Annotated in this window: 1 protein-coding gene; it reads left to right on the forward strand. The window is 40.2% G+C overall.

All coding sequences use genetic code 11. The features are described 5' to 3' along the window. A partial coding sequence (locus ACFILZ_RS10130) for a tyrosine-type recombinase/integrase (RefSeq protein ID WP_375682398.1) occupies positions 1 to 605 on the forward strand: 605 nt, incomplete at both ends.

A 605-nucleotide genomic window follows, 5' to 3' on the forward strand; every position in this document is an offset into this window, starting at 1 on the left:
TTGGGAGCGTTGCGAGATGTCTCTTTAAAACAAGCCCGTGAATTGGCAACTGGGTGGCGTTCGGTTTTACGTGAGGGGCGTGACCCCATTAAAGAACGCAATAAACAAAAGCGTGAGGCAATAAGCAATCTTCATTACTTAAAAGATATTGCCGTAGATGCTTTTGAAAGTCGTAAAGCTGAATTAAAAGATGATGGTAAGGCTTGTGATTGGTTTTCACCTTTACGTCTTTATATTCTCCCTAAATTAGGCTGTCTACCCGTTTCAGAGATTACTCAAACAGAGATACGCAATACTCTTGCCCCTATTTGGCATACAAAAGCTGCAACAGCAGAGAAAGCATTGATACGTCTTAATCTTTGTCTTAAACATGCGGCTGCATTAGGTTTGAATGTTGATTTACAAGCAACAGAAAAAGCACGCGCGCTCTTAGGCAAACAACGCCATAAAACACAAAATTTTCCAGCTATGGATTGGAGAAAGGTTCCGGCTTTTTATAAAACACTTTGCGAAACAACAACAATGACACAACTGGCTTTACGTTTGCTTATTCTGACAGGCGTTCGTACTTTTCCTTTATGTCATATCCATAAAGATCAAGTTGA

It is taken from the genome of Bartonella sp. AP40SXNS (assembly GCF_042195825.1).
Lineage (GTDB): Bacteria > Pseudomonadota > Alphaproteobacteria > Rhizobiales > Rhizobiaceae > Bartonella.